Origin of the sequence: Salinimicrobium sediminis (assembly GCF_900215295.1) — a bacterium.
Taxonomy (GTDB): domain Bacteria; phylum Bacteroidota; class Bacteroidia; order Flavobacteriales; family Flavobacteriaceae; genus Salinimicrobium; species Salinimicrobium sediminis.
In genome coordinates this window covers 960,384-985,504 of sequence record NZ_OCMF01000001.1, presented here as the reverse complement: position 1 = coordinate 985,504, position 25,121 = coordinate 960,384, and the positions used below count along the sequence as shown (strand labels likewise).

Genomic DNA, 25,121 nt, shown 5'->3' with positions numbered 1-25,121 from the left:
CCCAGCCTAAAGGCTGGGGCAATTCAAATTTTATATTCAAAATCGAAAGCTCAACCCTGCCAGGGTTTTTCATGAATTGCCTCCGGCTTTAGCCGGAGGATAAAAAATTGAATTAGTAGGGCTTTAGCCCAATTAGTTTGCGACTAGTCAAAATCTTGGTTCTTGACACTTAATACTTGATTCTCTCTATTCCCCCGGCAATAACTCCAGTACCACCAGGTAAGCACAATGATCTGAAGCTATGGTATGACAGATCACCTTTGTCTCCAGTACCTTCCAGCGATGGGAAGGGGAGAACATGACATAATCGATCTTCTTTGCAGGAGCATGTGAAGGGAAAGTAGGTTCAGGATCTTCTTTGTCATAAGTCGAAGTCCATGCTGATTCAAAAATGCTAATAGTCTCACTCCCCGGAACATCATTGAGATCTCCCGCCAGGATGGTGGGGATTTTGACATTTTCAAGAAGAGCATTGATCTTGGTTGCCTGTTTTAGTCTGTCGGGGCTGTTAACGACATGATCAAGATGAGTTCCTATGAACTGAATTGTATCTCCGGCAGGAAGAATAATTTTTGCCGTAACAGCAATCCGGGGTTCTTTGTCGGGAGCACCGGGAAGATCAATTTTGCCGGTTTCCAGGAAGCTTCCACGGTAAAATATCGATTGGCCGTATTCGCCGCCATCAAGATCGACCGCCTTGGCGAATATAGAAGACATTTGAGTTTTTAAAGCCAGCTCCGTATTGATATCCCGCTTTTGTACCCTGTTGGTCCTGTAATCCATTTCCTGGAGCGCCACGATATCCGGCTTTAGCTGATTGATCACATTCGCAACTACATCGAGATCATTGTCCCTGTTGGTAGTTGCCCCATGCAGAATATTATAGGTCAGTACTCTTAGAACAGTTTTCTCCTTTGCCTCTTCCTGGCTATTGCCGCTAAGGCTAAAAAGATAACAAAGAAAAAGAAAGATGATGCGCACAGCAGTTCTCACTACTTCCAGTTTAGCAATACCACTTTCCCATCCATTGTGGAAGCAATTAATTTTCCTTTGTCAATAATCCTGATGGTGTTGACCATGGAATGATCAATTTTAAACTTCCAGTTGATTTTTTCTGTTTCGGGATCAATGCTGTAGACCACCCCGTTACGGGTGCCGAAAACTACCTGTCCGTTCTGCTCAAAAAGCATCGAAGGTACGTGATCATATCCAAATTTAGTGTTGATCCTTTTCAGCATTTTTGGCTCCTCCCGGTTGGCTTCAAAGATCACCACCTCATCATTCATGGTCTTTCCGAAAAGCTTTTTTCCGTCCTTGGAAATTCCCAGAGATTCCCTCACAGTGGCTTCATTGGTACGCCATAAGGTTTCACCGCTCTTTGCATCTATTGCAGTAAGATACCTGTCTGGCGCTACAATATACACTACATCTTCATGAGCTACAGGGATGACCATGGCGGGAGAAAACATCCGGTTGGGTGAATCATTATTCCATTTCCAGTTAAGGGCTCCGGTGTTTTTATCCAGGGCATACAAATGCCTGTCCCAGGCGCCAAAGATCACCTGTCCCTCGTAAAACAACGGGGTGGAAACCACCGGCCCGGTAAGGCCTTCAAAAACCCATTTTTCAGACCCTGTTTCAGCATTTAACGCACGAAACTTTCCGTCGCTGCCTCCAATATATACTACGCCATTCTTTACCAGCGGAGAACCCAATACCGAGTGGCCGGTTTTAGCTTTCCAGTTGAGCTTTCCGGTAGCTGCCTCAAGGGAATAAATATTTCCGTCCCCCGAGCCGAAGACCACCGATTTTCCTGAGACTGCAGGCGATGAAAATATTCCGCCTTCAGTATCATAGCTCCAGATGACTTTTCCTGTTTCTGCTGAAAGTCCCTGAACTTTACCGGTACTGTTTCCGAAGATCACCTTCCCGTCAACATAAGCCGGAGTGGAAATTACATTGGCATCTGAATGGAATTCCCATTTCTTCTGCACCTGCGAAAAGGAGTCATTCACTGCATAGGTAGGTCTTTCATAAATGCTGTCGCTCTCGTATTGCCTTTCCCCCAGCGGAATTTCCCGCCATGCATCTGCAGTTGTTCCCCCCGGGGTACGCTCTCTAAAAATGGCATTTTCGGGAGTTATTTCCACGATATTGTATCCGCCAACTTCTTGTCTTGCACGTAAGTTTGAACGTCCCATTGTTCCCGGAATACCTTCAAAATCCATGGCTTTATTTCTGTGACCATGGCCGCAAATGGCGAATTGCGTGTTGTAATTCTTCAGCCGGTCTGTGGCTTCATACCAGTTGTCCAGGCTGTTATCTAAAGGATAGTGGTTGACAAAGATGATAGGTTGATCTTCGGGAGTTTCAGCAAGTACCTGATCCAGCCAAACAATGGCATCCCGTGGAATATGCCCGTCAGACATGCGCACGTAAGGTCCCGATGCGCAACCAATGATCTTATAACCCTCGTGTTCAAAGACAAATTTATCACTTCCAAATTCCCGGATGAAACTAACTCCCCCGGATTCTGACCAGCCGGTGTCGTGATTTCCCGGGACGATGTAATACGGAATTTCCAGCTGTTCAATAATGCTTTTTGCCAGTTCTATTTCTTCATCGGTGCCCATTTCGGTGATATCTCCCGTGAGCAAAACGAAATCCACGTCTTCAAGACTGTTGATATCTTCAATGGTTCTTTGAAGGTCTTCTTCGGCCACTCCATTGGGAGAACCAATGTGGGTATCTGTCACAAAAGCGAATTTAAATTCCTGCGCCTGCGTGACGAAGCTGAAAATAAACAGAATGCCTATTAAGAGTTTTTTCATCTTTCTGAAGTTTAACTGTTTTAATAAAGTAAATACTTTTCTCTTTTTTGCCTGAAGCTTTCGAGCTCCTTTTTCCAGGATTCTATGATCTCTCCAGGATTTTTGCCTGCTTCCAGCATTTCTCTCACTTCCGGGGTTCCAAGAAGTCCGTCGATGCGTGCCTGTCGCCATTCAAATTTGTCAGGATTCAAAGTTTTCAGAGCGTGCAGAATGTAAATTCCGGCTTCAGCAGATTTGAAAGCATCGCGATCTGTGATGATCATTTCAACTCCGTTCACCTGTTCTCCGAGGAATTTTGGGGGATAGATCTTTATTCCGTCTACAATACTGTCGGGCATGAAGATCACAGGCCGAAATTCAACGCCCTTTAATTTATAGCTGTTCAGTTGATCGGCCAGTTCGCGGCCTTTTACCCAGGGGGCTCCAAACCGCTCAAAAGGAACTTCTGTTCCCCGGGCTTCTGAGTAATTTGTGCCTTCGAGCAGGCAGGTTGCGGGATAAACCACTGCTGTTTGCAGCGTGAGCATATTGGGAGAGGGTTTGATCCAGGGCAAACCTGTTTCATCATACCATTGATCCCTTTGATAGTTCTGAAGGGAAATAACTGTCCAATCTGCCTTTTTCAAACCCTTTTCTTCTCTTTCGCCATTGTACATCCCTGCCAGTTCTCCCACGGTCATGCCATGAGTCACGGGAATGACGCCAATACCTTTTTCTGGTTCCAGGGCCTTTCCCACGGGGCCGTCTACATAATTGGCAGAAATGGCATTGGGGCGATCCAGCACAACAAAAGGAAGTTCATTTTCGGCAGCTGCTTCCTGCACCAGGAGCATGGTTTTAATATAAGTGTAGTAGCGGGCGCCAATATCCTGAATATCGAAAACCAGCACATCCACCTGCTCCAGCATTTCGGGAGTGGGTTTGCGGGTTTTTCCATAAAGGGAAATTATTGGAAGACCGGTTTTTTTATCTGTACCATCGGCTACATGAGTATCTTCTTCCCCTCTTAATCCATGTTCGGGACCAAACAACAGTTTTAGATCCACATCGGGATGATCATTTAAAAGGTCGATGAGGTGAGTCCCATCAGGTAACACTCCGGTATGATTTGTCACCAGTCCCACTCTTTTTCCTTTTACCAGGTGTGCAAAGGCCGGGGATAGTAATTGTTCTGCTCCAATCTTTACCCGTGGGTTATGAAGGTTTTCGACTTTCTTCCGAAGTTGCGGCAGCAGCCGGTAAAGGTCTGTTCCGGGGCAGGTAGTCTCTGCCTGATCTTTATGTCCGGAAACAGCTTCTGCAGGTACCTTATATTTTTCAGCTAAAGCAAGAACAAGTTTTTCGAGGTTCTCCAGCTGTTTGTCGTTTATCTTTTCCTTGTTGAAATTTCCTTCAACCACTACTAATGCATGCCCGTCCAGATCATAGTTGGTGTTGGAATCTCCGCGGTACTGCAGCTCCCTGCCTTCGGCAACACTTCCATCAACAGCGATGTAAAAGTGGTATGGCACGTCACCCCAGGGCTTCTTAGGAGTGACTCCGTCTCCCAGCCTTCCTTCGGTCCACGAAAATTTTTGCAGCCCCTGAAGTTTTTCTTCGGTAGATCTTTCAAAATTCTGGTTAGTGCCCGTGTGGTGAATAGTGATATACCTGGGAATGTGCCATTGCATTTGTGTCATTTTTGGAGGCTCTGCATTCCATTCTTTCCGGGTGATCATATCCAGGCCATCCACCTCGATTTGAGCAGTTGCAATCTGGGAAAGGTACAAGTGAACAAACAAGACAAAAAGAGGAGCTGAAAACCGCATTTTTTAAAGGTATTTCTGGTAAAGATTGTAGAGGATCTTAAGATCTTCATCGGATAGTTCAGAATTGATATCTTTCTGAATAAAATGAATTTTAAAGGACCTGATGGCTGCTTCCAGGTCGCTTACATCATAACCAATGACCCGCAGGGCCAGCATAGGATCTATAGTGAGGTGCAGAGAATCTGCTGCTTTGCCCTCCTCTAAAATTTCATTTTCAACAAGTTCAATTTCCCGAATTTCCTTTGAAGAAATCAGGCTATCTCCCACTACTTTAGGGGATACTTCAATTTCATCATACCAATGGCCAAAACCTTCTTCTGCAAGCGTTTCCCATGGAAAATTAGGATTGGGATCCACTTTTCTACCCGGTGCAATATCGGCATGGCCTATAAAATTGGCAGTAGGTATGCCATGTCTTTCCTTAAGTACTTCAAGTAATTCCAAAAGACTTTCGATCTGGGCTTCGGCAAAAGGTTCATAGCCGTTATTGTCCAGTTCAATCCCTATCGAGGAGGAATTGAGGTCGGTGCTGTTGCCCCATTTGCCGGCGCCGGCGTGCCAGCCGCGGTAATAGTCATTCAACATTTGATAGATCTCTCCATCCTTGCCTATCACGTAATGAGAGCTTACGGAAGTACGGCGCAGGGTAAAAGTCTTGAGGGTGTGGTCAACAGAATTTTGTGCAGTGTGATGAATGATCACATAATTAGGCTTCCGCAGGCTGAAATTTGTGGTTCCAACAGGGTAGGGGCCATAATTAAGCAATGCATCATCGGTATGTTCCTGCGGAAAGGTTTTTAATTCCCGCGCATATTCCCGGGCCTGTTTTTTGTGCGCCCGGTTGGTCTTTGAGTAAGGATTGGCACTGCAGCCTATTAGTAGGGATAACAGGAGCGCGCCAACCCAAACAAAAGATCTTTTCATAAATTTAGAATTTCCACTTTACAAAAGCTTCCATAGCTTCATAATTGGCCAGCCCAAGTTTGTGATACGCCCGTGCAGTTTCCCGGTTACGGTCTTCGGCGCGTTGCCAGAACTCCCTTTCATCGTCCCCTGGGAATACCGGTCTGTCCTTTTGGGACTGGTGCTGGAAGATGGCGTTACGCTTGCGTTGGACTTCCTGTGGAGAAAGCGGTACGGCCATTTGGATCTCATGTGTCTCAAATTCGTGCCACGCCCCGCGGTACATCCATAACCAGGTATCCTGCGCCCAATCTTCGGTCTCCCGTAGTCTGTTCATTGCTTCCACTACAATATTGAAGCACACAAGATGGGTTCCGTGGGGATCGGCAAAATCGCCGGCTGCGAAAACCTGATGAGGTTTGATCTCCTGCAGCAGGTCCATGGTTAATTCCACATCCCTGTCTGTAGGTGGATTTTTCACCGTCTTTCCTGTCTCATAGAACGGCAGCGCCATAAAATGGATCTTTTTATCACTAAGCCCGGCATAACGGGCCCCTGCAATAGCTTCGGTTTTGCGAATAAATCCTTTTACATCACGAATTTCCGGCAAGTCGATCTGGTTGGGTTGTTTGGTTTTGATGAATTCCCGCATTTCGTCATAGATCTGCTCCAGTTTGCTGCTGTCCTCTCCAATACTTTTATTAAAATCTATTGCAAATTCCACGTAGCGAAGTACATCTGTATCCCACACGGCGGTATTTCCGGAGGTTTGATAGGCAACATGCACATCATGCCCCTGATCCACCAGTCTTAAGAATGTTCCTCCCATAGAGATCACATCATCATCGGGATGCGGGGAGAAAATAAGCGAACGTTTTTGAGCCGGTTCAGCTCTTTCGGGCCTTTGGGAATCATCAGCATTAGGTTTTCCGCCTGGCCATCCGGTGATGGTATGTTGCAGCTGATTGAAAACGTGAATGTTGATATTGTAAGCAGGACCTTTTTCGGTAGCCAGCTGCGCCATTCCATGGTTATTATAATCCTCATCTGTAAGTTTGAGGATGGGTTTGTTCACTTCGTTCGACAGCCAGATCACCGCTTTTTTGATGAGGTCATCATTCCATGTGCAATCCTTCACCAGCCATGGTGTATTAAAGCGGGTGAGTTCTGCAGCTGCATCCTCGTCGAGTACAAATTCCGTATTTTCTGAAAGCTGAAGGTAAGTTGCCGGCACCTCTCCTGAGATCTCACCTTCCACTGCTTTCTTAATAATAGAAGCTTTCTTCCGGTTCCAGGCCATCAGAATGATCTCTCTCGCTTTGAAGATAGTACCAATACCCATGGTAATGGCTTTGGTAGGCACATTCTCTTTTCCTCCAAAATCCCTGGATGCATCTCTTCTTGTAAGGTCATCGAGGGTTACAAGACGAGTTCCTGAATTTGGTGCAGATCCAGGTTCATTGAAACCAATGTGCCCGGTTCTACCAATTCCGAGGATTTGCAGATCAAGACCACCCAAAGCTTCGATCATATTTTCATACGCGATACAGTAAGCGGCTATTTCCTCTTTGGGTAAAGTACCGTCAGGAATATGAATGTTCTCCCTTTTTATATCAATATGGTCGAACAGATTTTCATTCATGAAGGTCACATAACTCTGCCTGGAAGAAGGATCCATTGGATAATATTCGTCCAGATTAAAGGTGATGACATTGCTAAAGCTCAATCCTTCTTCTTTGTGCCTGCGAACAAGTTCTTCATAGACCTGCACCGGGGTGGCCCCTGTGGCAAGTCCTAACACTGCCTTTTCTCCCCTGTCCTGCTTTCTCTTTATTAAATTGGTAATGCGTGCAGCTACCCTTAAGGACGCAATATGTGCATTCTCATAAACTGTAACGGGTACTTTTTCAAAGCGGGTTTCTTCAAGAAGATTTAATCTTGCCATAATGTCTTAAATAGAAAATTTTTAATTTTTAACTCTTGTTGATCATAGCGATCTGATTTCCGAAAATATTTTCCATTACCGTGGCCACAGATCCCAGGAGAACAGAATCTTCTCCCAGGTTGGAAAGAGAGATCTTTGTTTTTTCCCTTAGCTGAGCCATACAGTAAGTATTAATTGATTGCTGAATAGGGATAGTTATGAATTGCTGTGCTTTGGCAAACTTTCCCTCAAGGATGATCAGTTCCGGGTTAAACAGCTGGATGAGGATAGCCAGGCCCTTTCCCAGATTGATCCCGACTTTTGAAAGGATATTAATCGAAAATTGATCTCCCATATTTGCCGCCTCGATGATCTTCCCGGGCTGCAGGTTTTCAAGTTCTTTCTTAGATAACTGGCTAAGGCTCGTGCTTTCTCCGGCCAGGATTCCCTCCTGTGCCATTCTGGTCAAGGCCAGACCCGATGCTACGGTTTCCAAACAACCTCTTTTTCCGCAGTGGCAAAGCAGTCCGTCATCCACTAACGGAATATGCCCGAATTCCCCGGCAAATCCCGAAGATCCCTGATACACTTTTCCGTCGATGATCACACCCAAGCCTATTCCCCAGTCCATGGAGATCACCAACACATTCTGCCGGTTGTTGGCCAGTCCAAAATTTGATTCGGCTAAACATGCACTTTTTGCATCATTTAGAATAAAGATGGGTTTATTGAATTTCCGTTTGAGGATCTCTTCGAGGGATTCTGATTCTTCCTCTTTAATAAAGTAGGTGAAGTTTTTACCTTCTTCCGAAGATACAAGACCGGGCATACTTACCCCAATTCCCAACAATTTATCCAGGTTAATTCCGGAATCCTTCATCAGTTTGGTAGCTTCGGCATAAATATGATCTACCAGGCCGTTGTCGCTTTCAATCTGAAAGAGATCTTCGAACTGCGCCACCTTTTTATTGTGATTGTCAAAAATGGCCATTTTGATCCTGGAACGTTCAAGCTGGATCCCCATCACGTAAAAACTATTACCTTCCAGCCTGTAGAGGTCGGGCTTACGACCACCTGCAGATTTACCCCGACCATTCTTCTTTACCCACCCCTCATCTATGAGTTGATTGAGAAGTCTTATCGAAGTAGGGGAGCTAATATTGAATTGCTCACAAATTTCAGTATTGGTCTTTGGTCCCTGGAAATAAAGGTTTTGAATGATCTTTATCTTTTGGAGATGCTTTTTTCGCTCAACGTTACTGGCGCTAAGCTGTTCGGTCTTAATTAGAAGTTCCTGGATATTCATCAGAATTTTAGAGCTGCCACAGGCAGAATGATTGAAAATTAAAAATAGAGTAAAAAGAGTTGCCCACCAAGAACTTTAATGAAATTTTTATAAAAGATGTTTTCTTTAATAAAAATTTATATTTTTATCCTGAGTTTAATTCTTGAATATTTAGAAAACTTCTGCACCCACCGGAACAGAAGCTAAAAAACCATTTATGAGTACTACTACAGCAGCAGGGACCATGGAGGAAAATAAAGTTTTCCCGGTCAAAAAAGGGGAAAGATTTTTGGCTCTTGATGTGTTAAGAGGTCTGACCATAGCCCTAATGGTGCTGGTCAATACCCCCGGGAGCTGGAGTACTATTTACGCTCCTTTTAAACATGCTGCGTGGCACGGATTTACTATTACAGATCTCGTCTTTCCAAGTTTCCTCTTCGTGGTGGGAAACGCCATGAGCTTTAGTATGCGCAAGTTTGATGCACAACCCGATTCAGTATTTTTGAAAAAGGTCATCAGGAGAACTTTTAAAATTTTTTTCATAGGCCTTTTTTTAAGTGCATTCCCATTTGTGTACCGCTCTGGCGGAGAACTCGTGTTTAAAGATCTTACCGACATGAGAATTATGGGGGTGTTACAGCGTATTGCTTTATGCTATTTTTTTGCCTCCCTCATTGTAAAAAATCTTAAACTGAAGGGATCTATAATATTAAGTGCAGTAATTCTCATGGTATACTGGGGAATTATGTACTACTTTGGAGATGCCGCCGACCCTTATTCTATGGAAGGGAATGCTGCCTTAAAATTTGATCTTTTAGTCTTTCCGGCCGAAAATCTCTGGCGAGGTTTCGGCTTTCCTTTTGATCCCGAAGGTCTTTTAAGCACTTTACCCGCTATTGTGAATGTTATCGCAGGTTATGTGGCAGGAATTTTTATTCAGAGATCCGGAAATAACTTTACAACGGTTTGGAAACTGGTCCTGGTCGGGCTGGCTTTCGTTATAGCCGGAGAAATCTGGAACGTATTTTTCCCAATCAATAAGCCTCTTTGGACCAGCTCATACGTGGTTTTGACTATAGGCTGGAGTCTCGTACTCATAGGAGCTCTTATTTGGATCATTGAGGTGGTAAGGCTAAGATCCTGGACATACTTTTTTGAAGTTTTTGGAAAGAATCCTTTATTCATCTTCGTAATGTCGGGTATTTTTGTGATGCTAATGAACGTGATCTGGATAAATGGCGGCTCCATGAAAGGCTGGATTTATGACAATTTTTTTCTAAGTTGGCTGGAGCCGTATAATGCCTCCTTACTTTTTGCCGTTACCTATATGCTCCTTATGTGGCTTATGGGCTACTGGATGGATAAAAAACGAATTTATATCAAGGTGTAGATCTGCGCCTCAATTTTTTTTTAAAAAAATATACCCTCAAAAATGTCAAAATCCCCCATCTTTTTACTGCTTTTCGCAATGATGATCAACCTGCCAATGCAGGCCCAAAATACCGAACCTCCATTCCTGAAATATACAAACAGCAAATGGGTGGATTCTGTAATGAAGACCCTTACACCCGATGAGAGAATTGCCCAGCTTATTATGGTGGCAGCTTATTCAAACCGCGGTGAAGAGCACAGGCAGGAGATCCTGAAGCTCATCAATGAACAAAAGATCGGCGGACTTATCTTTTTTCAGGGGGATCCTGAGAGTCAGGTGAAATTGATGAACGAATATCAGGAGGCATCAAAAGTGCCACTTTTGGGAGCTATTGATGCAGAGTGGGGGCTGGGAATGAGGCTTGACAACACCATTAGCTATCCCTTTCAAATGGCTTTGGGCGCTATTCAGGATGAAGATCTTCTTTATGAATTGGGAACCGAAGTTGCCAGGCAGATCAGGAGGACAGGATTACATCTCAATTTTGCACCCGTGGTGGATGTTAACAATAATCCGAATAACCCCGTGATCAATTACCGCTCTTTTGGAGAGGATAAATATAATGTAGCCAGAAAAGCCACGGCTTATATGCGTGGGATGCAGGATGGGCAATTGCTCACAACTGCAAAACACTTTCCCGGCCATGGTGATACCGATACAGATTCACATTACGCCCTGCCACAGATCAACCACCCGGTTGTAAGGCTGGATTCTCTCGAACTTTATCCTTTTAAGGAGATCCTGAAAGCAGGAATTGGAGGAGTAATGGTCGCACACCTTAATATTCCTGCTCTGGATTCTACCGGGGTGCCTTCCACTTTATCAAAACCTATCATTACAGGCCTTTTGAAAGAGGAGCTTGGCTTTGAAGGCCTTATTGTTACCGATGCCATGAACATGAAAGGCGTAACCGAAGGTAACGAACCCGGAGTTGTAGATAAAGATGCTATCCTGGCAGGAAATGATCTTCTGGAATTCACTGTCGAAGTGCCAAAGGCGATTTCTGAAATTCGAAAAGCCATTAATCAGAGACTGATTTCTCAAAAGGAAATCGATGCCCGGGTAAGAAAGATCCTTGCAGTAAAGCAGTGGGTGGGGCTGAATAATTATAAGCCAATAGAGACCAAAGAAATTATGCGGGAGTTGAACACTCCTGAAGCTATTTATTTGAATCGAAGGCTGGCAGAAGCATCCTTGACCGTTCTCAAAAATGATAACAATACCATTCCAGTGCAGGGACTGGATTCTCTGAGGATCGCTTCCGTTTCTTTCGGGACCATGAAAAAAACAGCATTTCAGGAGACCCTGGAATTATATGCGGGAATTACACATTTCAACCTGCCTGTAAATGCTTCGGAAATTATGGTGAAAACCCTGCAGGACCAGTTGCAGAATTATGACCTGGTGATCTCCGGGATCCACGACTTTAGCAAATTTCCGCGGAACACCTTAAGGCTAAATGAAGATGTATTGCAGCTGATAAAAGATCTTGCTTCTAAAGAGAACTCCATATTTGCCTTTTTTAAGAACCCGTATGTACTGAACAAGATCGACGGAATTGAAGATTCGGCAGGTTTGCTGGTGGCCTACCAGGACAGTCCTGAAACTCAGGAGGTGGCAGCCCAGTTGATCTTCGGCGGAATTGGAGCTAACGGAAAACTTCCGGTAAGTGTGGGTGAGAAATTTAAAGCCGGCGACGGGCTGGAAGTTAAAGGCGGCATCAGGTTTAGTTATACTGTTCCAGAAGCAGCAGGAATGGATTCAGAAATCCTGCATACCCGTATCGATTCCCTGATGAACCTCGCTATGGAAATGAAAGCGACACCGGGGGCACAGATCCTTGTGGCAAGAGATCAAAAAGTGATATTTCACAAAGCCTATGGGACACATTCCTATTTTGACACCATCACGGTGAAGAAAGATGATATTTACGACCTGGCTTCGGTTACCAAGATCTCGACTTCCATGGCTGCTTTAATGAAGCTGTATGAACAGGGAAAATTTAACCTGGACGGGACCCTCGCAGATCATCTTCCATCTTTCCGAAAATCGAACAAGGCAAATATTCCATTCTACGACATCCTTACTCACCAGGCGAGATTCCAGCCCTGGATCCCATTTTGGAAAGACACCTTCAAAAAAGATGGTAGTTACAAAAGGAAAACCTTTAAGGAAACAGCTTCCGAAAATTATCCCATCAAAATCAAAGAAGGGATGTATCTGCACAAGGATTACCCTGACAAGATCGTAAAAGCTATCCGGGATTCTCCTTTAAGGGAAAAAAAGGAATATGTTTATTCAGATTTCTTCTTTATCCTCGCGCCACGGGTGGTGGAAAGCCGAACCAATCTGGAATTTCCCGAGTTTCTTCAGGAGAATTTCTATGATCCTTTGGGCGCGACTTCGGTAGGATTTAATCCGCAGTTGCCGCTATACAAGATTGTCCCTACCGAACATGATTTTTTATTCCGGCAGCAGCCTATTCATGGGACGGTGCATGATGAAGGGGCTATAATGCTGGGCGGAGTTTCGGGGCATGCGGGTTTGTTTGCCAATGCCAATGATCTGGCGAAGCTACTTCAAATGTATCTCAACGGCGGGGAGTATGGGGGCAGAGAATATCTGGAGCAGGAAACCCTGGAAAAATTCACTAAAACCACCTTTCCCGATTCAGAAAATCACAGAGCTTTAGGTTTTGACAAGCCTTACTACAATGACAAAGGGGAGAGCAGGAATACTGCTCAGGATGCTTCTGCAGCAAGCTTTGGTCATACCGGGTTCACCGGGATCATGGTATGGATGGATCCCGAAACAGACCTGCTGTATATTTTCCTTTCCAACAGGGTTAACCCCACCAGAGACAACCACAGATTGTACAGCCTCAATACCCGTACAGAAATTCACCAGGTGCTGTATGATGCCATCAAACAGGAATAAATCCACCTGGGAAACGGCAGCATTTTTAAAAATGAAAGCTTGAAGCAAGTCCTAAAATACCTTACAGATCTTTTTTCCCGAAGAAGGCTTTTGGCCTTCTTCTTTATTTTGCTTTTTCTGATTGCAGGAGAACTGGTAACCTATTTTTTTAATCTTCCCGTGGCCGGAAATATTCTCGGGATGATTTTCCTGTTTTTCGCTTTAAAATTTCGCTGGATCCCTCTCAGCGCGGTTAAACCGGCATCAGATAAACTTCTGGAATTCCTGGTACTCTTTTTTATTCCCTATGGGGTAGGATTAATGGTGTATTTCGACCTTGTGAAGGCTTACTGGCTGCCCCTTACCATTGCCATCATTGCCAGCACTTTGTTGACGCTCTATGTCACCGCGCTAATTCTCCAAAAATTCGAAAAATGAGCTTTTCTTTCCTGCTGCCCATTTTTGGAATAGGACTTACGCTGCTTTTTTATGCGCTGGCCCGCCGGGGAGGCCGTCTAAAAATCGCATTTTTGAATCCTGTGCTGCTGGCCATCCTGGGAATAATCCTTTTTTTGAAGCTGGCTGACATCTCTTTCGAGACCTATAACCGGGGTGGAAAATTCCTTACCTACCTGTTGGGACCGGCCGTAGTAGCCCTGGGAGCATTTTTTTATGAAAAATATGAAGAGCTGCGCAAGGATCTAAAATTGCTTTCTATTGCAGTAATTATTGGAGGGATCTGTGGGGTTTTAAGTGTAGTTGCTTTCCTGCTTATATTGGACCTGCCTGACTTTTTGATCCGGTCACTTGCATCAAAATCGGTCACCACACCTATTGCCGTAGAAATAACAAAAACCGTTGGAGGAATTCCCGATATCACGGCAGGAATTGTCATTGCGGTAGGCGTTTTTGGAAATGTGTTCGGATTATATTTTCTGAAAAAAATGGGGATCAACAGCAAAAAAGCAATTGGGGCAGCCCTCGGAACGGCAGCTCACGGTATAGGTACTGCCCGCGCTATTGAGGAAGGAAAAATTCCGGGAGTTTACAGCGGAATCGCTATGTGCCTAAACGGAATTATAACTGCCATTCTCACCCCGCTCATCCTGCAGCTGCTGCTCTAAAATAGATATTTCAGCCTTCTTTCAAGCCTATTTTCGGTATCACAACCGATTTCCCAATTTTTTTTCAGAAATACAGTTGAATTTCTGATGTGTGATCAAAAATGCTATATTTGTTTGATTTTGTTACAATTATCAAGCACTAACCAACCATTTTTGCATGTTCATAAAATACAGCTCCCCACTGTTCCTGTTCCTTTTTTTGTGTTCTTTTTCAGGTTTTAGCCAGCATTCCGTAGAAGGAAAAGTTGTTGACAGCAACAGGGATCCCGTAGCATTTGCCAATCTCATTTTACTTAACGCACAGGATTCGACCACGGTTTATAAAGGTGCCGTTTCTTCGGAAAACGGAAAATTCAATTTTACCGATATCGAACCTGACGTTTACCTGTTAAAGGTAAGTTTCGTTGGTTTTCGTGATAACCTGAAACAGATAGAGGTATCAAAAAATGAAAATTTAGGAGCTCTTGTGTTGCAGGAGGATACTGCTGCTCTGGCTGAAGTCTCCATTAACTACAAAAATCCTTCAGTAAAAAGAGAGGTGGACCGGCTGGTATTTCAGGTGGAGAATACCACGCTTTCCCATGGCAGTTCCTGGGATATACTTAAAAAGACTCCGGGGGTGATACTTTCAGGAGAAAATCTTACGGTGAGAAACCAGGGAGTGCAGGTATATATCAATGACAGGAAGGTACAACTAACAGCTTCCGAATTACAAACGCTGCTCGAGAATTATTCCGCAGAAAATATCAAATCCATTGAAGTGATCACTACACCCCCGGCACGATATGATGCCGAAGGGGGTGCAATTCTTAATATTATTACCTCCAAAAGCATTGCACCGGGATATAAGGGAAATGTCAATGCTGCCTGGACCCAGGCAATTTTTCCGAAGTACCAGTTAGGAACCAGTCACTACTATAAAACAGAGAAATTGAATGTTTTTGGGAACTACACCTATTCTCCACGCAAGGAATTTAAGGAGGATGTAAGCTATATCAATTTTATGGATGATATGGGAAATTCTATTAGCCGCTGGGATACCGAATTTGAGCGCACCACAAGATCCCGGGGCCACAGTGCCAATCTTATGCTGGACTACAATTTTGACGATAAGAACATTTTGAATTTCACTTCCAGTCTTAGCTATTCTCCGGACAAAACCTTTGACAATGAAGTTATTTCCAGGATACGGGAAGAGGGAAGTGAAGAAAAAAGCCTGCTAACAGAGAGCACGCTTGATGATGATCTTTCCAATGTTGCTCTTGATTTGGAGTACAAACATTTTTTAGATAAAGCAGGGGCAGAGTTATCTGCAAAAATGCATTATACCCGTTTTGACCAGAACAGGAAACAGGCCATTTTTACCACCTTTCAGGAAGTGCCTGGTCCTCCTGTAGATAACAGCTTCTACACAGATGCAGACCAGGCCATCGATATTTATACGGCCCAATTAGATTATATCACCCCAATTGGGAGTACCAGCTTTGAAAGCGGAATTAAAACTTCTGTGATAGAATCTCAAAGCCGCATTGATTATTTGGGGGCATATCCCGATGTTGAAGAAGGAGCCTTACAATGGGATGAATTTTTGTATGATGAAACGATCTATGCCGGATATGTTAGTGTGGCAAAAGATTGGACCAAATGGAGCGCCAAGGCTGGTTTGAGAGGGGAATATACAGATCGTATGGGGGATTCCCGTTCTATGGAGCAGGTTAATGACCGGGAATATTTTGAGGTATTTCCCACTTTTTACCTGCAGCACAATTTTAATGACAATAACAGCCTTACTTTCGACTACAGCCGTAGAATTCAACGGCCACGGTATGAAAGTCTTAATCCCTTTAGGTACTATCTCAACGAGTTCGATTACAATGCCGGAAACCCAAATTTAAAAGCGGCCATTATCAACAGCTATTCCCTGAGCTATGCGCTCAAAAATGCCTATTTCTTTGATCTTTTCTACACCGACAGCGGGAACACTCCGGAAACCCTCAGTTTTCAGGATAATGAAAACCGCATCATAAGAAGAGTAAGTGCCAACCTTTTGGAAAGTACCAGCTATGGAATTCAGTTTAGCCATGGCAGATCGGTGAAAAACTGGTGGTATGCCTATATTTATTTTAACGCTTTTAATGAAGAAAGGACTTTTCTTGCCCTGGAAAGCGGAAATGTTCCCGCGACTATCGAGATCGATGGCTTTTACGGAAGTCTCTATAATAACTTTATCATCTCGAAAGACGGCACATTTACCGGCGAATTAAGCCTTACCTATGTTTCTAAATTTTTAAGTGGTTCTTATATCATGGAACCTTTTACCACCCTTTCTTTAGGGTTTAGAAAGACACTTTGGAACAACCGCGCCGAGATTAGCCTCAATTTTGAAGATATCCTTGATGAAACAAATACCTGGTTAAGATCTCAATATTTAAATCAGGATAACGGCTATTTCGCCCAACCTGAATCCCAGTACGTGCGGGTAGGGTTTAAGTATAACTTCGGAAACTTCAGGCTTAGCGATAATCAGCGGGCTATAGATGCGGCTGAAAGAGATAGACTTTAATTAGTAGGCAGTGCAAAGTGGGCAGTTGGCAGTTGGCAATTAAAGTGTTCAGGGATCTGTGATTAGTGATTAGTGATCAGGAATTTTTGTGGACCAATTTGGAAATACCAAATTCCAAGCACCAAATTCCAAGCAATTTATTCTCTGAAGCTTTAGTGGAAGAGAACCAACTTCCAAATTCCAAAGTTCATCATAAGGAAGAAGTACGTTAATAAATCTGCGTAGATCTGCGGGATCTGCGGGAAATTTTTAAAAGTTTGAGGATTAATACAATTTAATACCACTGGCAGTTCTGCGCTCTTTGCGCCTTCTTTGCGGATTTTGCGTGAAATAAGTTTGCCATGACGATTTTAAATATTTGCAATTTGATTAGTTTAGCTCATTAAGCTTCCGCCGGAAAGGGAATAAATTACCTTACACCACTTTACCAGCCCAAAATTATTCGTGAATTAGTGGCTAAAAATTCTACATCTTTCGAACTGAATTAATTTCATTATTTTTGCAGCCTGAAAAACAGTTGTTTTGGCGAAAATAGGGAACATAGATGTAGGGGGATTTCCATTGTTGTTAGCACCAATGGAAGATGTGAGTGATCCGCCGTTTCGTGCATTGTGCAAGGAGCAGGGGGCAGATGTGGTATATACCGAATTTATTTCTTCAGAAGGGCTTATTCGTGATGCCGCAAAGAGCGTCATGAAGCTGGATATTTACGAAAAAGAAAGACCCGTTGGAATCCAGATTTTTGGAGCCAACCTGGAATCTATGCTGCAGTCGGTGGAGATCGTGGAGAAATCGGGCCCTGATATTATAGATATCAACTTTGGTTGTCCTGTGAAAAAAGTGGTCTCCAAAGGTGCCGGGGCGGGTATCCTGAAAGATATCCCCCTAATGGTTTCCCTTACCGAAGCCATGGTGAAGCATACGAAATTACCCATTACCGTTAAAACCAGGTTAGGGTGGGATCAGGATTCCATAAAAATTGTTGAGGTGGCCGAAAGGCTACAGGATGTAGGCGCGAGCGCAATATCCATCCACGGCCGTACAAGAGTGCAAATGTATAAGGGTGATGCCAATTGGGCACCCATTGCCGAGGTTAAGAACAATCCAAGAATGCATATTCCAATCTTTGGGAACGGCGATGTGGATACCCCTGAAAGAGCCATGGAGATGCGGGATAAATTTGGGCTCGACGGGGCAATGATAGGCAGGGCAAGTATAGGTTATCCCTGGTTTTTCAAAGAGGTGAAACATTATTTTAGGACCGGAGAACATCTTCCGCCACCCACTATGGAGGAACGCCTGGACGCCGCACGCAGGCATCTGCAAATGGCCATTGACTGGAAAGGTGAAAAATTAGGGGTTTTTGAAACCCGCAGGCATTATACCAACTATTTTAAGGGTATTCCCCACTTCAAGGAATATCGTCAAAAAATGGTGACCAGCGATGACGCTGCAGATGTTTTTGCCGCTTTTGATGAGGTAGAAAAGGAATTCTCGGGATACGAGTTCGTTTAAAAGCTAATTTTTTTAAAGCTTCTACACAAGGATTTTCTTAGCAGGCCTGAATCTTTATTCCCCGATATTATCTTTTACACTTCCTGATAAATGTCACGATAAGAGGGTTTTAGTATTGTAAATTTGTTACAATATTCAAACAAAGAGGAGTATAAAAGAGGTTTCTCCTTTACTATTCTTTCTCTTTAAAAACCTCATATTATGAAAAGGCACTTACTCTTAGGAATGCTCCTAATTCTGCTTTCGTTTCAAGTGAATGCACAGGAGAGATGGGCGGTGGAACTGCGGCCACAGGTTAATTTTCCCACTCAACAAGAAGACGCTTTTGACCTTAAAACCGGCTTTGGATTTGAGGCTATGGTATCATACAAATTTATGCCACATCTGGGGGTATATGCCGGCTGGGGATGGAATAATTTCCAGGTAGAAGAGGATCTGGGAATAGATGGTTTAGAATTTGAAGAAACCGGATACTCCTTCGGCTTACAATTTATTCATCCTTTTACTCCCTCTCTTTCATACCTTTTGGGTGCCGGCGGAATCTATAAACATTTTGAAGCAGAAGATTCTTCCGGAGACATCACAGCCGATACAGGTCATGAACTGGGCTGGGAAGTACAGGCGGGGGTTGTATATAGTTTTGGCAGTGGCTTTGAACTGAGACCACAGGTAATTTACCGGTCTCTTGCTACTGAATTGAAACTGGCTACTTTTGACTCCGACTTCGATCTCCAGTACTTAAGTATAGGCCTTGGAGTTGCAAAGCGATTCTAAAAAGCCTTTTTAAAAGATATTTCCGCAGGAAAATCAGGCATTTAGAGCCTTCTTGCTTCTGTTAGCGGCGATCCAGGAAGCCAGCATTCCCAGGGAAGTGATTGTTACCATGACTAAAACTATGTTTTGCCAGGTGATCGATACGGGATAAGGCAGGCTGGGAGTGATCATTACAAGATCATATTCGAGTTGCATGAAAACAAGGATCAGTGAAAAGATCAGTCCCAGGCTTCCTCCCAAAAGAGTTAAAAACACACCCTGGGTAAAGAAGATATTCTTTATTTGACGAGGCGTCGCCCCCAGGCTATGCAAGGTTTTGATATTTTCCCTTTTATCCAGGATCACCATAATGATGGAACCCACAACATTGAAAAGCGCAATGATCAATACCAGTGTAAAAATGAGGTACACGGCAAGATTTTCTGTATTGAGCATTTTATAAAGGGCATCATTAAGCTGTGCCCTGTTCTTGATCTCTATCCCGTCTTCTATCGCAGCCTGAACTTCAGTAACCACAGTTTCGGGATCTGCTCCGGGTTTTAATTTTAGCTCCAGTCCTGTAATTTCAGTAGGTTTAAGGCTTAGAAGTTCCCGGGCAAAATCCAGAGAAGAATAAACATACTTATCGTCCAGCTCCTCGTTGATGCTGTAAATTCCGGAGACCACCACATTTTGAGAATTAAAGGCCCGGGTAGGATCCAGCACCTGTCCTGTTCCGGGTCGCGGTACCAGCACCTTCAATAAGCTCATGTAATCGAACACCCCCAGGTTAAGCTCACGGGATATGTTATTCCCAATAACCACCTGGGATTCGGTAGGATGAAACCAGACTCCCCGGATTAGTGCACTGTCCAGGTGATTCACCTTCAGGAAATTTTCATCTACTCCTTTAATATAAGCCGTCTTGTTCTTTGACCTGAAATCCAGAAAGACCCGCTCTTCTATGACTTCTGAAAAAGTGGAAATTCCGGCGATATTCTTGAGTTGCTCTTTTTCCTCTTCAGAAAAATTAAAGGTCTTACCACTGGCGGGCAAAACTTTAAGATCGGGATCATACTGGTTGGAAAAAGACAGGCTAAAGTCTTTGAGTCCGCTAAAGCCGGAGAGAACAATAAACAGTGCAAAAGCCCCTGCAAAAACCCCGATAGCCGCGATAATGGTAATGATATTGATGGCATTGCTGCTGCTTTTAGAGAACAGGTACCTTCGGGCTATGTAAAAGGGGAAATTCAAGGCTTATGATTTTTTCCGTCTTGAAAGCAGGTCGGGCTGTTCAATAGGATTATCCTCACCTTTTATTGATTTTTCGATGTTTTCAATGTAATCCAGGGAATCATCAATAAAAAATTCCAAATTTGGCATTCTGCGCAATTGATTTTTTGTGCGAAGGGCTACCTCATGCTTGATCTTTGGCTTTACTTCATTAAGCTCCTTCAAAATATCTCCGGAATTTTTAGCCGGAAAAATACTGATATAGGCTTTTGCCTGTGAAAGATCTGTAGTGACCTTCACTTTAGAAACAGAGATCAAAATTCCCGTTTTACCCGCATCACGCAAATGAGCCTGAAGAATTTCGGCCAAATCCCGCTGTATTACTCCTCCTATTTTTTTCTGTCTATTTGTTTCTTCCATGCTACAAAAGTAGAACATTTACGGCTTAAAATCTTAAAATAAGCGTTAATAGCTTTTGGTTTTGACTGGAAACTCACCTGACTTTTTATCTTTATTCTCAAAAAGCTTTATCCTGCAGGGCAGGAAAAGCAGATTTAAAATTTTAAAAACACAGAATCCCTGAAAATGAAAAATATAGAACATATAGGCATTGCGGTAAAAGATCTTGAGGCGGCTAATGAAGTTTATTCGAAACTGTTATGCACAGAAAGTTATAAATCTGAAAAAGTAAGGAGTGAAGGCGTGGAAACTTCCTTCTTCAAGGTGGGGCTGAATAAGATCGAATTACTGGCCGCAACTTCTGAGGATAGCCCTATCGCGAAATTTATCGAGAAGCGCGGGGAGGGAATTCACCATATTGCTTTTGAAGTGGAGGATATAAGAGCAGAAATGAAACGCTTAAAGGAAGAGGGCTTTGAATTGATCTCCAAACGTCCAAAAAAAGGAGCCGACAATAAACTGGTCGCTTTTCTACATCCAAAATCGGCAAATGGAGTTTTGGTGGAGCTGTGCCAGGAAATCCTGGAAGATGAGAACGCTATTCCTATTGGGGATGAAGTATGGGAAGATTTATAGCCCCTTAAAAATATAATTTTTGAAACACTTGTTATGTAAGGGGCAAAGTTTTAAATTTGCGCCCTCTTAAGCTCATTGAGCCGGTACTATAGCTCTCCCGAACCGTCGGGAAGTTAGAGCACCAAATGGTCCTATAGCTCAGTTGGTTAGAGCACCTGACTCATAATCAGGTGGTCCCTGGTTCGAGCCCAGGTGGGACCACAGAAAGAAACCGTAATGCTGCTGATAATTAGTAGTTTACGGTTTTTTTGTTGCCTGTATTGTACGATAATTGTATGGTAAATATATTCTAAAGGACTTGTAGTAGGCTTAAATCTGCATTTTTTTTCCAAAGAAAAACGGATGACTATATCTAATAGGTTTTGCGAAATGAACTTTTTAGCTTTGAAAAACTCCTCATTGCTTTTAGGATTACCTATTACAACTGAATAGAGAAGTTTATCTACTTTTCCTCCTTTCCTACAATTTTCTTACATTTAAAGAAACAAATTCTAATACAATGGCAAAATTTGAAATTAAAAAAGATAAGTCTGGTCAGTTCAGATTTAATCTTAAAGCACGTAATGGTCAAATTATTTTAAGTAGTGAAGCATACAAGACCAAAGCTTCATGTTTAAATGGTATTGCTTCTGTTCAAAAGAATTCTCAGGTTAATGAGAGATTCGAAATTAAAGAAGTTCCTTCTGGTCACAGGTTCAATTTAAAATCGACCAATGGACAAGTAGTAGGTTCAAGTGAGACTTACTCTTCTAAAGCTGCATTAGAAAAAGGTATTGCTTCTGTGAAGAAGAATTCTCCAGATGCTACCATAGATGATTTAAGTGATTAGTTTTTGGTTGTTACTGATGTGGAAAAGGAGACATAATGTCTCCTTTTTTTATTAAAATCCTACCAGAAAACTTAAACCATCCCATTTCGAATCTATAAAGAATATTTGATACGCCAGATAAAGAAGAATTACTACAACAAGAAAAAAGAAGAAATATAAAGGTAGTCGTTGAGAAATACTGGGAGATACAGATACTTCATTGCCATTGTAAAATTGCAATTCCTTTATCACAAATAATTTATATTAAGAATGTGCATTTCCTGCATTTCCTGCATTTTCCCGTAAGCTGGATATATAATAATCCACCAGATCCGCACCCGGTTTTAATGGCAATTCCTCAAGAAAATCGCTGACTTCGACCTTTAATCCGTTTTTCTTTATTACTTCAGCTTTGCTTCTCCAATTCTCATATTCACCCTTGTCTGGATATAGTACTATTTTTCGACCAGCCAATGGCTCCAGTAGTCGAGTCTTCAGATTTTGCTTGCTTCCGGTTGCCAACCAAAGAACATCGGGAACAATAATGCTCATGATTATAGCTGTTTTTTCGCTTTCTACAATGGCTATTGATTTACTGTAGTCTTCTTTGATCCTGTGTAGCCCAAACAGGCATTGATTTAGGTTGAAATCCGGTTCTTTTAGGGCTTTATGAACCCAATTGATGTGATTGTATGATTTCTTAATTCTCTTGCCGGTAGAAGAATCGTATAGCATTATTTTTCCTGCATGTACTTTTTCGTTCTGATCTATCTGCCAAAAAATAGTGGCTTTATTCCAAAACATGGTAGTGCCGGTTAAGAGATAGTTCTGCTTAGCTTTGAAAACCTGCTTTTCTGTAAATAGGGTGTTCAAATAAACCTCTAAGTTTTCCGTTACTGGTTCTTCGTTATACAACTGGTCCAATAGTTTCAAGCTATGAAAACTGGCCTTATCTGGTTCACTTAATGCAGTTGCACCCGCGGCAACGGGTGATGCGGTTGCTATCGTTGCAACCGCACTACCACCTACTTTATTAGATACAATATTCTTGCTCTGATGCCCCAGATAAGCAATACCATTAGTCTTTAGCCACCATTCTGTTATCCAGAAACTATTACCATTTTTGTCGAGAACTTGAGAGGTCGGAATAAAGTGCAAGTGGCCGTTGCTTTCGGTTGCTCGGTACGCTTTATCCGATATACTTTCTACGAATAGAAATGTTATCAAATAGTATTTATTCTCTTTTGGAGGAGCATGGTAATAGCCACATTTGCTCTCCCTGTCACAACGCCCAAAACTGTCCTTCAAATAATATCCGGTTTCAATATCAACATATTTCACAAATGTTTTTTTATTACAAGCAGGGCAAGGATATTTTTTGCTGCTATTATCGAGTGAATACTTAGAATTCGAGATCATCTTCCTCTGTATTTGATTTGATGTCAGCATAAACTATGTACCCTTCAGTAGCCTTTTTTACGTAAAAGCCGTGGTGGCTTAATCTTTTTCTGAAATTCAATTTTTTCAGGGGCTGGGCTCCTTCATCAATACAGAAAGAAACGTACTGTTGATATAGATTTTTGATTAGAGTGTAGGTTTCAGCACTTCGCTCATAGCCCATTTCGTCCATAAATAGTTTAGCACTGTCACTTTCATTTTTATATGTATGTATAGCTTCTTCTATTGCTTTACAACTAGTAAATCTTTTCTGACTCAGTAAGCGATCTAAGCCCTTCAGAATCCAATTAAAGACCCCGGACAGTTCATTTTGGATTATTCTGGTTGAGAGTTCCTTATCTTGTTTTTCTTCTGGTATGGTAACATCAAATTCTATAATTAAAAACCTTCTGAAGAAGGCCGCAGTATGCTCTACATCTTTAGGAAGTTCATTACAGTTAAAAATAAGCTTTGCATACTCGTGCAAAGTGAAAGGATCTCTGTGTGGTAATCGAGCTTCTAAAGGTTCACCAGAAGCCATTTGCTTAAATGTGGCAGATTCGAGTCTGCCGTTGATTTCACTGGCGTAATTTACCAGCTTGTCTCCTATCTTGGCCCTATAGTATCCGTTTTCATTGGTCAGGCTCTGGAGAGAATAGTTGCAGACATTCTCGGGTCCTAAAAGAGCACTGATTATTTCAAAAAATACACTTTTTCCGTTCGCGCCGGTTCCGAACAGAATCAGCATTTTTTCTAATTTAAGTATAGATGGTTTTACAAACAGATACCCTATATATTCAGCTAATACCTTCTGCTTATCTGGATCGGGTATTACCTCATTTAGGTAGTTCTCAAAAAGAGGTGCTGTAGCTTGTGGTATATATTCAAATGGCAATTGATGCGTTAAGAAATCTTTAGGGTCAAAATCTCTCAATTTCCTGCTCTTAGGGCTTATTTCAAAGGTGCCATTTTGCAGATTAATCAGAACCTTGCCACTTTTAGCTTGTGGAGTAGGTAGATACGCGTCTGACATGAATTGTTTGAAAAGCTCTTCTTTGAAGGTGTGTATCTTACCCCTAAATTTTTCCACTCCCAGTTTTAGTGCAACATCCCCTAAAAAGGATTCAAAACGCTCCTTTTCAATTTCCGTCCAGAAACAACCATTGTACAAATAAATAAAACCGTGTTTTTTGCACAACCCCCAATTATTTTTTTTCGCTATTTTAAGGAGTTGCTCTATGCACAAGATTAGGTAGTGGTTCTTGGTAAGTTTTAGGGCTTTCAGCTCTTTTAAAAGCTTTCGATACTCCTTTTCCTCCTGTTTTTTATCTTCATTTAAGATGCCATCGATATAGACTTCTGCCTCCAGTCTTTTTATTTCTTCTCTTAATTCAACTATTTTGGGAAATGCCAGCACCCAAAAATCTATTTTTTTGATATGCTCAATGAGGTTGTCTAAGATTTCATCTGGAGTAGACTGAGGAATAACCATTTTGCTGATTTGATAATCAAGATCAGCTGTTACGAGATTTTGGATTGTTGATGAATTCATAG

At 42.6% G+C, this 25,121-nt stretch carries 19 protein-coding genes and 1 tRNA gene; 10 read left to right on the top strand and 10 right to left on the bottom strand.

The genetic code is table 11. The annotated features are described in order from the left end of the window. Window positions 1–186: 186 nt before the first annotated feature. From CRO16_RS04465 to CRO16_RS04440, 6 genes are read right to left on the bottom strand one after another with little or no spacing between them, the layout of a single operon-like run. Complete coding sequence (locus CRO16_RS04465) at window positions 187–993, bottom strand: endonuclease/exonuclease/phosphatase family protein (RefSeq protein WP_245858872.1); 807 nt, start codon at window positions 991–993, stop codon at window positions 187–189. Then, window positions 993–2,831 (bottom strand): outer membrane protein assembly factor BamB family protein, encoded by a 1,839-nt coding sequence (locus CRO16_RS04460; protein ID WP_097055113.1) that lies wholly within the window; start codon window positions 2,829–2,831, stop codon window positions 993–995. The genes CRO16_RS04465 and CRO16_RS04460 overlap by 1 nt, the downstream gene beginning before the upstream one ends. 20 nt (window positions 2,832–2,851) lie before the next feature. Next, window positions 2,852–4,639 (bottom strand): exo-beta-N-acetylmuramidase NamZ domain-containing protein, encoded by a 1,788-nt coding sequence (locus CRO16_RS04455; protein ID WP_097055112.1) that lies wholly within the window; start codon window positions 4,637–4,639, stop codon window positions 2,852–2,854. Window positions 4,640–4,642: 3 nt separating this feature from the next. Beyond that, window positions 4,643–5,563 carry an N-acetylmuramoyl-L-alanine amidase gene (locus CRO16_RS04450; protein ID WP_097055111.1) on the bottom strand — a complete coding sequence of 307 codons (921 nt, stop codon included), beginning with the start codon at window positions 5,561–5,563 and terminating at the stop codon, window positions 4,643–4,645. Between the two features lie 4 nt (window positions 5,564–5,567). After that, window positions 5,568–7,487 carry a glucosamine-6-phosphate deaminase gene (gene nagB / locus CRO16_RS04445; protein ID WP_097055110.1) on the bottom strand — a complete coding sequence of 640 codons (1,920 nt, stop codon included), beginning with the start codon at window positions 7,485–7,487 and terminating at the stop codon, window positions 5,568–5,570. Between the two features lie 28 nt (window positions 7,488–7,515). Beyond that, window positions 7,516–8,772 carry an ROK family protein gene (locus tag CRO16_RS04440; RefSeq protein ID WP_097055109.1) on the bottom strand — a complete coding sequence of 419 codons (1,257 nt, stop codon included), beginning with the start codon at window positions 8,770–8,772 and terminating at the stop codon, window positions 7,516–7,518. Window positions 8,773–8,968: 196 nt separating this feature from the next. On the opposite strand from CRO16_RS04440, the gene CRO16_RS04435 reads away from it, so the two are divergent. From CRO16_RS04435 to CRO16_RS04405, 7 genes are all read left to right on the top strand, one after another. Then, on the top strand, window positions 8,969–10,141 hold the full coding sequence (locus tag CRO16_RS04435; RefSeq protein WP_143544420.1) for an acyltransferase family protein: 1,173 nt from the start codon (window positions 8,969–8,971) through the stop codon (window positions 10,139–10,141). A gap of 42 nt (window positions 10,142–10,183) precedes the next feature. After that, window positions 10,184–13,120: a glycoside hydrolase family 3 N-terminal domain-containing protein gene (locus tag CRO16_RS04430; RefSeq protein WP_097055107.1), complete on the top strand. Its 2,937-nt coding sequence runs from the start codon at window positions 10,184–10,186 to the stop codon at window positions 13,118–13,120. Window positions 13,121–13,159: 39 nt separating this feature from the next. Next, entirely contained in the window at window positions 13,160–13,537 is a 378-nt protein-coding gene (locus CRO16_RS04425; RefSeq protein ID WP_245858870.1) for a CidA/LrgA family protein, read from the top strand. Next, window positions 13,534–14,223, top strand: coding sequence for an LrgB family protein (locus tag CRO16_RS04420; protein WP_097055106.1), 690 nt, complete (start codon window positions 13,534–13,536; stop codon window positions 14,221–14,223). The genes CRO16_RS04425 and CRO16_RS04420 overlap by 4 nt, the downstream gene beginning before the upstream one ends. Window positions 14,224–14,380: 157 nt before the next feature. After that, window positions 14,381–16,786, top strand: a complete 2,406-nt coding sequence (locus CRO16_RS04415; RefSeq protein WP_097055105.1) for an outer membrane beta-barrel protein — start codon at window positions 14,381–14,383, stop codon at window positions 16,784–16,786. Window positions 16,787–17,308: 522 nt separating this feature from the next. Next, a complete protein-coding gene (gene dusB, locus CRO16_RS04410) occupies window positions 17,309–18,301 on the top strand; it encodes a tRNA dihydrouridine synthase DusB (RefSeq protein WP_097055104.1) in 993 nt (330 codons plus the stop codon). A gap of 201 nt (window positions 18,302–18,502) precedes the next feature. Beyond that, window positions 18,503–19,075 carry an outer membrane beta-barrel protein gene (locus CRO16_RS04405; protein WP_097055103.1) on the top strand — a complete coding sequence of 191 codons (573 nt, stop codon included), beginning with the start codon at window positions 18,503–18,505 and terminating at the stop codon, window positions 19,073–19,075. A 33-nt stretch (window positions 19,076–19,108) separates the two neighbouring features. Here the strand turns inward: CRO16_RS04405 and CRO16_RS04400 are convergent, their stop codons facing one another. Together CRO16_RS04400 and rbfA are read right to left on the bottom strand one after the other, a co-directional pair. Continuing rightward, window positions 19,109–20,308: an ABC transporter permease gene (locus tag CRO16_RS04400; protein WP_097055102.1), complete on the bottom strand. Its 1,200-nt coding sequence runs from the start codon at window positions 20,306–20,308 to the stop codon at window positions 19,109–19,111. Window positions 20,309–20,311: 3 nt separating this feature from the next. Beyond that, complete coding sequence (gene rbfA, locus CRO16_RS04395; protein WP_097055101.1) at window positions 20,312–20,707, bottom strand: 30S ribosome-binding factor RbfA; 396 nt, start codon at window positions 20,705–20,707, stop codon at window positions 20,312–20,314. A gap of 165 nt (window positions 20,708–20,872) precedes the next feature. Between rbfA and mce the strand changes: the two genes are divergently transcribed. The 3 genes from mce (at window position 20,873) to CRO16_RS04380 (ending at window position 22,151) form a co-directional block, all read left to right on the top strand. Further along, the gene (gene mce / locus CRO16_RS04390; RefSeq protein ID WP_097055100.1) at window positions 20,873–21,322 is read left to right on the top strand and encodes a methylmalonyl-CoA epimerase; all 450 of its coding nucleotides are present in this window, start codon (window positions 20,873–20,875) and stop codon (window positions 21,320–21,322) included. Window positions 21,323–21,449: 127 nt separating this feature from the next. Continuing rightward, window positions 21,450–21,523, top strand: a tRNA-Ile gene (locus tag CRO16_RS04385). Window positions 21,524–21,821: 298 nt separating this feature from the next. Next, complete coding sequence (locus CRO16_RS04380; protein WP_097055099.1) at window positions 21,822–22,151, top strand: YegP family protein; 330 nt, start codon at window positions 21,822–21,824, stop codon at window positions 22,149–22,151. 243 nt (window positions 22,152–22,394) lie between these two features. On the opposite strand, the gene CRO16_RS04375 is transcribed toward CRO16_RS04380, so the two are convergent. Continuing rightward, on the bottom strand, window positions 22,395–23,549 hold the full coding sequence (locus CRO16_RS04375; protein ID WP_143544418.1) for a DUF6371 domain-containing protein: 1,155 nt from the start codon (window positions 23,547–23,549) through the stop codon (window positions 22,395–22,397). Further along, entirely contained in the window at window positions 23,533–25,119 is a 1,587-nt protein-coding gene (locus CRO16_RS04370; RefSeq protein ID WP_218839722.1) for a DNA primase family protein, read from the bottom strand. Before CRO16_RS04370 ends, CRO16_RS04375 begins: the two co-directional genes overlap by 17 nt. Window positions 25,120–25,121: the final 2 nt, after the last annotated feature.

Coding starts and splice junctions, on each gene's coding strand:
- CRO16_RS04460 (WP_097055113.1), bottom strand. CDS start 2,831: ATGAAAAAACTCTTAATAGGCATTCTGTTTATTTTCAGCTTCGTCACG.
- CRO16_RS04455 (WP_097055112.1), bottom strand. CDS start 4,639: ATGCGGTTTTCAGCTCCTCTTTTTGTCTTGTTTGTTCACTTGTACCTT.
- CRO16_RS04450 (WP_097055111.1), bottom strand. CDS start 5,563: ATGAAAAGATCTTTTGTTTGGGTTGGCGCGCTCCTGTTATCCCTACTA.
- nagB (WP_097055110.1), bottom strand. CDS start 7,487: ATGGCAAGATTAAATCTTCTTGAAGAAACCCGCTTTGAAAAAGTACCC.
- CRO16_RS04440 (WP_097055109.1), bottom strand. CDS start 8,772: ATGAATATCCAGGAACTTCTAATTAAGACCGAACAGCTTAGCGCCAGT.
- CRO16_RS04435 (WP_143544420.1), top strand. CDS start 8,969: ATGAGTACTACTACAGCAGCAGGGACCATGGAGGAAAATAAAGTTTTC.
- CRO16_RS04430 (WP_097055107.1), top strand. CDS start 10,184: ATGTCAAAATCCCCCATCTTTTTACTGCTTTTCGCAATGATGATCAAC.
- CRO16_RS04420 (WP_097055106.1), top strand. CDS start 13,534: ATGAGCTTTTCTTTCCTGCTGCCCATTTTTGGAATAGGACTTACGCTG.
- CRO16_RS04415 (WP_097055105.1), top strand. CDS start 14,381: ATGTTCATAAAATACAGCTCCCCACTGTTCCTGTTCCTTTTTTTGTGT.
- CRO16_RS04405 (WP_097055103.1), top strand. CDS start 18,503: ATGAAAAGGCACTTACTCTTAGGAATGCTCCTAATTCTGCTTTCGTTT.
- rbfA (WP_097055101.1), bottom strand. CDS start 20,707: ATGGAAGAAACAAATAGACAGAAAAAAATAGGAGGAGTAATACAGCGG.
- mce (WP_097055100.1), top strand. CDS start 20,873: ATGAAAAATATAGAACATATAGGCATTGCGGTAAAAGATCTTGAGGCG.
- CRO16_RS04380 (WP_097055099.1), top strand. CDS start 21,822: ATGGCAAAATTTGAAATTAAAAAAGATAAGTCTGGTCAGTTCAGATTT.
- CRO16_RS04375 (WP_143544418.1), bottom strand. CDS start 23,549: ATGATCTCGAATTCTAAGTATTCACTCGATAATAGCAGCAAAAAATAT.
- CRO16_RS04370 (WP_218839722.1), bottom strand. CDS start 25,119: ATGAATTCATCAACAATCCAAAATCTCGTAACAGCTGATCTTGATTAT.